Here is a 10,509-nt window from a genome sequence, read left to right on the forward strand (position 1 = left end):
AATTCTTTTTTTAAGACCTTGTCCAATCGGACATCAGCAATAGGGTAACTCTGATGTATGGTAAAATCCTCCACATTTTTCAACACCATTAACGGGATATCCTTTGCTTTTTGAGCACTTATATTTAAAAATTTTACTTTTTTTACCTGATCGAGGATGAAGGCAGGACGGAAATCGTTGCTGCTGCAGCTTATCCTGACATTATTCATCTCAATTCCATTTACATGCCGGATAAAAAATCCATAAGAAGGCATGGTCTTAAACCGGTAAGGCTCTGGATAATCATTTTCCAATTCAGGAACTTCACGTAAAGCCTGTTCTTTTGTTCCGCCACCTCTGTAATAAATCTGAATATTGTTCAGCTGGATATTTTCCATGTCATGGCCGGGTATACCGCTGATAATAACCCCAAAGCGGGGATCGACATTATAAGCAACCATATTGCTGATAATTATCCTGCGAAGTGCACCCACCGGAACTCCTGCTGGTCCGCGCATGCGACCGCCCAGACGAATAAATATCGGGGAATTTACAATATCGCGCAGGGTAATATTGGAAATGGTCACGTCTTCGAGCAGGCCGCCATCAACAGTCTCCAGCGCCAATCCTCTTGAATAATCAAAGATGCAATTTGAAATGGTGATATTCTTAAATCCTCCGTTTGATTCCGTACCCATTTTAATCCTGCCGGTAGTCGTGCTGTCGGAATAATGTTTATATTCCCTCCTGAAGGTACCATCCAGGAAAGTTCCCTCATCATAACCGCTAACCTGGCAATTGGTAATGGTTACATTTTCAGTTGCCCTGGCAAAACCCAGTCCGAAACTGCTTTTCAGGCAAATACCATCGTCAAAGGGCGAATTAACGGAACAATTCGATACCCTTACATTCCGGCAACAATCAATGTCAAATCCGTCGCGGTTGGTATCAACCCGGAGATTATCCAGGGTGAGGTTATCCACGCCCGTTAAGAGTATTGCAAAATGGCCGCCATGAAGAATGGATATATCCCTTATATTAACGTTTCGGCATAATTTTAATGCTATGGCCTTGTTTCCTCCGCCCTGCGGTTGTTTGGTGCTCCGGGTCATGCCCTTTCCCCAGATCAATCCCTGGCCAAGAATGGAAATATCATGAAGGTTTTCGCCATAAATCAAGCTGTTGTGCCAATGGCTATGGCCGAAATCCTGGTATGCTTCAAATTCATTGGGCTCCGGCTGGTCATAACCGGCCCCATTCTTAGGTTCAGCAGCCAGAATTGTGGCTCCCTGGTCAAGATAGAGAGATATATTACTTTTTAAATGAATTGTATAACTGGCATAGGTACCGGCAGGGAAAAAGACCGTGCCTCCGCCATCCTGAGCAGCAGCCTCAATGGCTTTGTCAATGGCTTCCCCGTCTATCGCTTTCCCATCACCTTTAGCGCCAAAATCCCTGACGTTAAAAACTTTTTGTGCTGAAACCCCTATATTCAATGAAAGGAGTAAAAGTAAAACTAACCTGACAGGTTGAAAATATTTAGTCATTGTAAACTAATGATTATTAGCTAAATATAAAATGATATTAAATTTAATCCCGGGAATGTTATTATTTACCCGACTTTGCAACAGCCTGTTTCCCTGCTTCCCTTGGATAATAATGATTTACAGGTTGAACAACAATTTTAGCAGTACCGCCAGAAGTCAGGTTTGCAGTAAAAAGGGCCATCACTTCATTTTTCTCGTTTATAAATACAAAAGGCCTTTCCCTGCGCTCAAATTTCTCTGTGGAGCCATCATCATAAATAACAGGTTCTGCCCTGTTAAAAACCGGTTGGGAAGAAACAAGATGATAATGAATTCCATCCCTGGAATAATACTGTGCGCCAGCTTTGAAAATGCCCGTAGCTTTAGCCTTCCAATCATTGCAAATCACATTGTACTGATTATTGGCCCACCAGAGGGTAGGATCTTCCAGTTCGCAATTATCCGGCAGGAGATTGTCCCCGTTTGCAACCATAGTGTAAGGGCCTTTGTAGGAAGGGGCAGTGCAGGCAACACCCCGGTTTACTTTATTAGCATCGCCCAAGCGCCCGAAAACATATATACTGCCATCAGCTCTTACCAGGGGGGCCGGATTACTGAAATGAATAACAGGCTTATCTGTCCTTATCCACGGGCCAGTAATTGAATCAGCTTCAGCATAACCGGTTTGATTGGCCGAATTAATATAGAAAAGTAAATATTTTGAGCCGTCCTTAATGATTTTGACGTTGTGTACACGGGAATTATCCCAGGAATCCGGCCTTTTCTGCAAAACGATTTCCTGAAAAGTATAAGGTCCATACAAATTATCGGATGTAGCCCTCACGCATTCCGAGTATTTTGTCCAGCCGCCCATGCCATATTTTGCAGGCCAACGGGAAGCAAACATGTGGTAGGTTTTCCCTACTTTAATCACCGATGGGCACCATAAAATATAATCCTCCATCGCAAAGCCCCCGTTTTTTACGGCAGGCTGTATATATTTTTTAATATTCTCAAACTGCTGGGCTTCAGTAATGGGGGATATTAAAATCAATAAAATAGCAATTTGTAATATTCTGTAAAAAGAATTCATGCCAATCCCAAGTTTCGTATTTGATTGAAATATAATAGTTAAGACTTAATAATAGAGGGAAGTAAGCCCCCATGATTTTTGTATCAGGTTAGAGATCAAAAACCATGGGTGGTTCATAGACATACTACTTCCCTATCACATAAACTTAATCCAACTCTCCAGTTTTCATTTTACCATTAATTTCAGAGGATACAGCATTTTTGATTTTACCTTTTACCTCCACTTTGATAACAGATGCAATGTTATCCGGCGCCTGAAGGGGCAATGAAATACTCAGCCCGTCATTGGTTAAAGATGTTTTCAGCAATTTGCCGTTAGCCAGAAATTTTGCGGAAATCACCTGATTCTTCAATCCGGGAACTATTAATTTCCCCTCCTTTGGCCATTCAAACACTGAAAGATAAAGGGTAGTCACACTTTGGCCGTCTTTCCGGGTACAACGGCCCCAAGACAACGGCTGCAAAGGGCTTGACTGTGTGGCGTAAATGGCTTCCCCGTTTACCTTCATCCACTTTCCAATCTCTGCAAGCCTTTGGATACTTTCTTCCGGAAATTCTCCATCAGATTTAGGCCCAATATTCAAAAGATAATTTCCCCCCTTGGATGCAATATCGATCAGGTTGCGGACCAGCATTTCCGTACTTTTCCAGTTATGGTCATAACTTTTAAATCCCCAGCTGCCATTCATGGTCATGCAGGTTTCCCAATACTTTCCGTCCAATTCTTTAAGATCAGGAATTTTCTGTTCCGGAGTCTTGGTATCTCCTGGGAAATTAGGATGTTTCAGACGGTCATTGGTGATAATACCGGGTTGAATTTTCAAAACAGCCTGCAATTTCTGGGCATACTCATCAGTCATATTGGTAGGAGTATCCCACCAAAGCACGGATACCTTTCCGTAATTGCTCAGCAATTCCTTTACCTGGGGAACAGCAACCTTATCGATATAATCGGACATGGAAGCAGTTGTTTGCGCCGGATCCCAATGTCCGTTATGCTCTTTGGTATAAGCATCAATTTTTGCAGAATCAGGATTAAGCCAACCCTCCGTAGCCACCTTTCTGGAAGCAGCGCCACCCGGGTTATTCCAATCCTGGGCCTGCGAATAATAAAAGCCAAGTTTGATCCCGTACTTTTTACAAGCTGCAGCTAATGGTTTGAGGACATCTTTGCCGTATGGCGTAGCATCCACGATATTCCACTTGCTGGCACCCGTCTTAAACATGGCAAAGCCGTCGTGATGTTTTGCAGTGATGATAATATACTTCATCCCTGCCTCTTTCGCCATTCTAACCCATGCATCAGCATCGTACTTAACAGGATTAAACTCTTTGGCATATTGTTGATATTCATTTACAGGGATTTTAGAACGGTTCATGATCCATTCTGCACCTCCATGGCGCATTTCATGCCCTTTATAAACCCCGCCGGGGACTGAATATACGCCCCAATGGATAAACATGCCAAAACGGGCTTCACTCCACCATTTCATACGTTCCTTCTGTGAAACGGCTTTCTGCGACCAGCTGAACTGGCTCAAACCCACAGCCAAAACAAAAAGTAAAAAAGACTTTTTCATTTAATAATCAGTTAATTAGTAATCAGTTAATTAGTAATCAGTTTTTAATAATCCATCATAAGAATTAAGGATTCCTCAAGCTTTTGATCCATTCACTAAAAAATGTACAATCCGGCAAGTATGTCCATTGCTTTCCGGATTCTTATCCTGCGAAATCCTTATTTTAATTGAATGTTTCCCTTTTGAAAGTTCGTTGTCCAGGACATAATACCAGGGAATATGAAGCTGTTTGCTCCATTTTGTAAATAAATCCTGCTTTTTGTAAGGCTTATTATCAATGCTGTACTCAATTATGCCGGCATCCTGTCCGGCAGCCACGCAAATTCCTACAGCAGTCCCTTTAAAAGAAAATTCCAACTCGGCTCCGGGTGTTTCAGCGATCAGCATAGGCACATTTGAAAATCCCCTGCGTGAGCCTGTTCCATCCGTTGGTTTCCAATTATCCACCAATTTCCAGTCCCTGATATTTTTAACCTGATGGATATCCAAATAAATACCACGGTCATAACTAAACTTATCCAGCTCTTTGGGAAGAGGATAATTCCTGACCGGTTGCAAGGTATCGCAGTTTTTCCAGCAAGCTTCTAGCAAGCCACGAATTGACTGGTAATAAATTTCCTGTCCATAAGGAGAAGGATGAAGGTTCTTGAAATCATCATTCCACGTAAATTCCCCAGCCCGGATACGGTCAGTCACTTCTTTGGCCAGATTGACAGAGGGCAGGTTATACCGTAGGGCAACCGTATCATGGGTTCTAATTTCAGAGGGAACTATGCCCTGATTGTAGGCAGCAATTTTATCGGGATCGACGAAATACATCAACACAATATCCATCCTAGGATTAACCTGGCGGGCATGACGGACAATACCTTCCATCCCCCGGATTTTCGCCTTGTCATCAAAGCCGTTAACATTATCATTTACTGAAGCTTCTTCAAAAAGCAGATCGATCTGTCCCTTTGAAAGAACATCATTCTCTAAACGGAAAGCTCCGGGAGTACTGCCAGTAGAACCTATCCCTGCAGGAATAAATTCAAACTTAGTATCTGGAAAACGTTCTGTAAGATAACGGCAGATCTTATCCCTCCAACCCGGATTTTCAGTGATTGATCCGCCAAGAAAAGCAACCCTTCCTTTTTTCTCCTTTTGAAAACGGATAAAGCAGTTATTTAAACCTCCTCGGATGGAATGAAACAAAGCAGCATCAAGGGTATGCTTTACAGGCAGTGAATTTGAAGTGATAAAATCAGCCAGTCTGTTTACATTCTCGATTTCGAAATGATGACCGCCAAGTTCTTTCTTTCCTCGGGTCATAGGGACAATTGTGGCAATTCCCCCCAGGCGAGTATAATTATTGACCAGCAAAAAAGTATTTTCTTCTGGAGGAACCACACTATCCTGCAACCCAATTACATGCATGACCGGCACTTTGTATGAAGCCAGTTGTTGCAAATTATCAAGAGGATTATCTTTATAAGCCAAAGCTGCTTCTTCGGTAAAACCATAACATTTTAACAAAAGGTTCCAATCACCGGCACTGCCCCTAGACTTTCCTTTACCGCCGGGCCAGCTCTTAAAGTCACAAACTGGAGCCTCAGCATAAATACAGGCGACCTTCGAGGGATTCCGCTTTGCCCAGCCATAGACATACAATCCACCGCGGCTGACCCCTTCCAGGGCAACTTTAGGGGCAAAACCCTTTTGTGTTACCAAATAATCATAAAACATGTCCCATATCCTCATGGCAGCAGGAGAAGCGTACATATCGTTGGTATTGATGTATGCGATGAAAAATCCCCTGGATAATAAAACAGAGTCCATCGTTGCATGCCAGCCAGGAAAATGAGCCCTCCAGACCCAGGGATTTCCTTCAGCAGGTTGGGCTGGTTTCACATACCAAGCTGCCCTCCCGTTAAAATTGAACTTTACTCTTTCAAATCCGTACCATTTCCCAGATTGAACATTTGTGATAACCTGAGCCTGAATGGTTATGATCAGGCATAAACAAAAGACAAAGAAGAACGTTAACTTTTTCATTTGTGAATTTTTATTTTTCCTTATTTGATTAATGAATTATTTTTTTCAAATCTAACAAGGTTTTCAGATTATCTTATCTTATTTTCCGTAAACTTACCAGAACTACCCCATGCTCTGGGACATCTGCCTTAAATTCATCTTTGAATGTGCCCAGATCCTTTTGTTTCCACAAGTCACGCACAATATAGCGGCCTTTTATACCGAGATCCGACCATTTAAGAACGATCTGCTGAGTACCCTCATCACCCGTATTAAATAATCCTGCTACTTTTGTTCCGTCTTCCATATCCTTGGCCATTACACCATTTTCGCCTTGTTTGGAAACAACTGTTGCCTGCTTTCCCAATGGATCCTGGTTGACAGCAATAACTTCGTCATTGGTTAAAAGACTAAGTGTGAAATCGTCCAGCTTAGTCAGGTCACAGCCCAGCAATAAAGGAACAGACATCAGGCACCATGCACTCATGTGTGTATACTGTTCATCGGGAGTCAGACGGGTCGGGTGTTTTTCAGGAGAATTCCATCCAACAACACCGACTATCATCATATCCGGATCATTCCAATGCCCCGGACCTGCATACTGTGCCCATTTATCCTGCGAGAACAAACGGCTTTTCAAGCTTTTCCATTCATCTTTGATATCCCCACCAGTGCGCCAGGCATTCGACACTTTTGACAAATCGTCGATAGTGGCAAAAGGAGTGCTGTTTGACAGGCTCAAAACAATATCCCGGCCACTGGCCCTGAGGGCATCATACATTTCTTTGGTTTCGGGCAGCTCAATCGGGTTCCAGTCGTATTTCAAATAATCGAATCCCCATTGGGCAAACTGTTTCACATCATTATCCCAGAAATGATAGTTGCCAATGGCAAAAGGCAATATTTTTCTGTTCCTGGCAATTTTTTCTTTTACAGGTAGAAAGGCACCTTCGGGATTCATGGCAGATCCTCCGGCCCGGTGCCCGTAGGATTCAACCCAGGGTGTGGAATATGTCCCGATCTTCAGGCCCAAATCATGAACCTGGTTGCACAATAATTGAATATCCTGGAAACGGGTAGTGTCGGGAAGAATGGCATGGAAGCTGCCGCCCCTTTTGCCCTGCCACCCGTCATCAATGTTGATATAGCTCCACCCGTGATTGATCAACCCACTGGCCACCATCGCTTTGGCCTGTGCAAGCACTTCCTCCTGGGTAATCCTGGTACCATAAATATTGTAATGGTTCCATCCCATAGGAGGCGTCAATGCAATGTTTTCCCCAACCACTATCTTAAATTTCCTGCTGGCTGTACCTTTCGAATTTCTAACCTTGAGAATCACCACATATTCACCAGGCTTTGCAACTGAACCTGTTATTTTCCCGGTCTGGCTGTTTAGTTTAACACCAAGCGGAAGGTTGGCCGCAGAAAATATCACAGGCCTTTCGCCGGTTGCAGGAACCGTAAATATTATAGGATGCCCTGGCCTTACCCCAAACACTTTAGGCCCGTTAATCTGTGGTTCTGCTTTTTCCTTCGGCGTTAATATAATTCCAGCGGTTTTCTGGGCTTTAAGTCCTGTCACACAAAACGAACCAGCAAGGACCAAGGCAAGAAAAAAATGATATCTATTAAAAAATGTCTTTTTTAATTTTGTTTTCATTTTATATAATTAATAATCTATCGCTTACGACTACACCGATTTAAACTATAATACATATTTCATTCATTACTCATCAAATCCTGAAATAAGCTGCTGCCAACCTGTCTCTGAATTTTTGGAAACATTTTCAGGCAATCCTTTCAAATATTCCGGTTTATTCATCTTTTTAGAAGCCTGTTTGATAAAAGACACAGCATCAGAGAAATTATAGGATTTAATTTGCTGACCTGTCCATTCTTTTTCTTTTAATAAATAAGGCATAAGGAAATCAACTCCTTTTTGCAGGCTCTTGCCTGAGGGTGTGGTAACATTCCACAAATCAATATCAGTGTTTTCGGACAAAGTAGCAGTTTGAAAAAAGGCCTGCATGACAAAAACAGAATAACCCAGGGAATTAGTCCTGGCCAACTCCTTAGGAAAGCTGCCCTTATTATCCATTTGCACATCCAGCCTTCTGAGTGCATTCCTGCAAATTTCATTGGCCAGGTTATTCTTTCCCAGGAACAAGGCATAGCTCAAACGTTGGGCATCGTACCAAATACCGTGATTGTTTGTAGCATTCAGCTCAGCTTTTCCAATTTTACTATTCTGCATCCATTCCAAAAATTCAGAGATCCAGCTTTGCATACCTTTTTGATCTGTTTCAGTCCAAGCCTGAGATCCCTTTAATAATCCTATTGCATCAATAATCCGGTTAATTCCGCGGGTTTCAAGTACCCCCTCTCCGCGACCATCATATTTAACGGGAACTGCCTGACCAAAATTTACATTTGGGTTCATTTTTGTTTCAGGTAGCAGAAACCAGGTTCTGATAAGAAAAGTTGCCCTTTCCGCATACTTCTCTTCACCTGAAAAATAATAAGCCAGTGCTAAAACTTCAGAAGCCTGCTCCAAATTCCCCAACTCAGTATCATCACTAATTGCTTTTATTGCAGGATTGCGTTCCCCATCTTTCCGGATAAAAGGCAGGCCTGTAGGTGTATTCGGATTAGGCCAAAAATAAGGTGCCAGACTCAGATAATCATGCTTACTGCCGCTGGGTGGAACCTGTGTTTTATGCATCACCGTATAAGGTCCTTTATCCATGAGTTTATCAGCAGAGTTTAAAAGTCTCTGGCATGCAGTTACAGCTTGTGGGTCTCCATTTTTAATTTTCAACTTTGAAGCAACCAATATTTTTTTGTTCAGCAAAAAAATACTTAGAGATTGATCCTTAATCTGTTTCTCAAGCAAGGGTTTGTTTTCCATAAGTCTTTTCGAACGCAACAAGGCTTCCAAGTAATAATAGTCTGCATAGTTCAACGGCACATCTACCTCCGTATTAAAGGGCTTTGCCCCTGTGCTGTGCAATAAAACAAATCCTTTACTTTCGCCCAATGGAGAGCGGTAATGAGCCGTAAGGTTTACAATGATTTTATCAGCGATTTTGCGGTAATCCCTTTTAGAGGAAAAAGTACTCAATTCATAAAATGCAGAGGCCATCACAGCTGCAGCAGAAACATCACGGGGTTCTGCCGGAATGTCGGGAGCGTTAAAGTCCCAGTAAGGAATCAGATCTTTGGGTAAAGCCGGATTGTTTAAAATAAATTCTGCAATATTTTCAGCCTGCTTAAGAAACCTTGGATCTTTAGTTTCACGGTAACAATAAGTATATCCATATAAACCCCAGGCCTGTCCCCTGGCCCATGCAGATTCATTAGAATATCCCTGATGAGTGGTTTTTTTAATCACATTACCGGTTATGGAATCATAATCTACGACATGATACGAACTGTAATCCGGGCGGAAATGATTCCTCATTGTAGTAAGGGCATGGCTTACAGCGATATGATAAAAGGAAGAATCACCTGTTAAACGTGTAGCCGCAAACAGCAGCTCAAGATTCATCATGTTATCTATGATAACGGGGAAAGCCCATTTATCACGGTTATGATCCCACGAACGTATGCATCCTACTTTGGGATAAAAACGCTTTGACAATGTTTTTGCAGCCTGTATGATCACTGAACGGTAAGCGGTATCCTTTGTGAGGCGGTAACCGTTGCCAAAACTGCAGTAAATTTTAAAACCTATATCATGGGTACCGGCATTCCACTTTTCGTTTTCAATTTTCGAAGTGAATTCTGAAGCTGCATTTTTCCATTCTTTTTTCCCCGTGTACTCATATAAAAACCATAAAGTCCCAGGGAAGAATCCGCTGGTCCAATCTTTGGCAGCAACAAGCACCAGGTTTCCTTTAGCATCAAGGGTGCGTGGCGAGCACAACTCAGATTTCTTTTTCGAAGAAAGATCAGCAGCCGCAGACTTTGATTTTAGAACCTCCTGCAACATCAGCTTTGTTTGGCTTTCAGCATCCCGGAATATTTTTTTATCATCCTGAGAGTAAATATTTATTCCGCAGAAAAAGAAAAATATTAAAATAAAAAGGTATATTTTATTCATTGTCTGATATTTATTTACAAATACAATTACTCCTCAAAATCAAAAAATCTGATTAATGAACAGGAATCAAATCCACTTCAAGGAGTTTCATTAATTCATTCTTTGTCACCTCGACGGGTTCCAGGCTAAGTGTATGAATGCCTTTTGACATGGTTATCAGCCCAAGGTCGATTGTAAAAACTTCGCCTTCCTTTTGAGGCAATATTTTCCC

6 protein-coding genes and 1 pseudogene are annotated in these 10,509 nt (G+C 42.1%); all 7 read right to left on the reverse strand.

All coding sequences use genetic code 11. The features are described 5' to 3' along the window. Positions 1–1,475, reverse strand: a 1,475-nt coding sequence (locus Q8907_07755; GenBank protein ID MDP4274156.1) for a glycoside hydrolase family 28 protein, incomplete at its 3' end; no start/stop codon positions are given. Between the two features lie 112 nt (positions 1,476–1,587). Next, positions 1,588–2,559: a glycoside hydrolase family protein gene (locus Q8907_07760; protein ID MDP4274157.1), complete on the reverse strand. Its 972-nt coding sequence runs from the start codon at positions 2,557–2,559 to the stop codon at positions 1,588–1,590. A gap of 184 nt (positions 2,560–2,743) precedes the next feature. Beyond that, the gene (locus Q8907_07765; GenBank protein MDP4274158.1) at positions 2,744–4,177 is read right to left on the reverse strand and encodes an alpha-L-fucosidase; all 1,434 of its coding nucleotides are present in this window, start codon (positions 4,175–4,177) and stop codon (positions 2,744–2,746) included. Positions 4,178–4,252: 75 nt separating this feature from the next. After that, positions 4,253–6,214, reverse strand: a complete 1,962-nt coding sequence (locus tag Q8907_07770; GenBank protein ID MDP4274159.1) for a GDSL-type esterase/lipase family protein — start codon at positions 6,212–6,214, stop codon at positions 4,253–4,255. A gap of 73 nt (positions 6,215–6,287) precedes the next feature. Beyond that, entirely contained in the window at positions 6,288–7,856 is a 1,569-nt protein-coding gene (locus Q8907_07775) for a putative Ig domain-containing protein (GenBank protein MDP4274160.1), read from the reverse strand. 66 nt (positions 7,857–7,922) lie between these two features. Next, positions 7,923–8,918 (reverse strand): alginate lyase family protein, encoded by a 996-nt coding sequence (locus Q8907_07780; GenBank protein MDP4274161.1) that lies wholly within the window; start codon positions 8,916–8,918, stop codon positions 7,923–7,925. A 186-nt stretch (positions 8,919–9,104) separates the two neighbouring features. After that, a pseudogene (locus Q8907_07785) lies at positions 9,105–10,298 on the reverse strand (glycoside hydrolase family 88 protein). Positions 10,299–10,509: the final 211 nt, after the last annotated feature.

This window comes from Bacteroidota bacterium (assembly GCA_030706565.1).
In the GTDB taxonomy this organism is placed as follows: domain Bacteria; phylum Bacteroidota; class Bacteroidia; order Bacteroidales; family JAUZOH01; genus JAUZOH01.

What these genes read in the sequence shown, in the direction of transcription:
- Q8907_07765 (MDP4274158.1), bottom strand. Translation starts at nt 4,177, where the DNA reads ATGAAAAAGTCTTTTTTACTTTTTGTTTTGGCTGTGGGTTTGAGCCAG.
- Q8907_07770 (MDP4274159.1), bottom strand. Translation starts at nt 6,214, where the DNA reads ATGAAAAAGTTAACGTTCTTCTTTGTCTTTTGTTTATGCCTGATCATA.
- Q8907_07775 (MDP4274160.1), bottom strand. Translation starts at nt 7,856, where the DNA reads ATGAAAACAAAATTAAAAAAGACATTTTTTAATAGATATCATTTTTTT.
- Q8907_07780 (MDP4274161.1), bottom strand. Translation starts at nt 8,918, where the DNA reads ATGCATAAAACACAGGTTCCACCCAGCGGCAGTAAGCATGATTATCTG.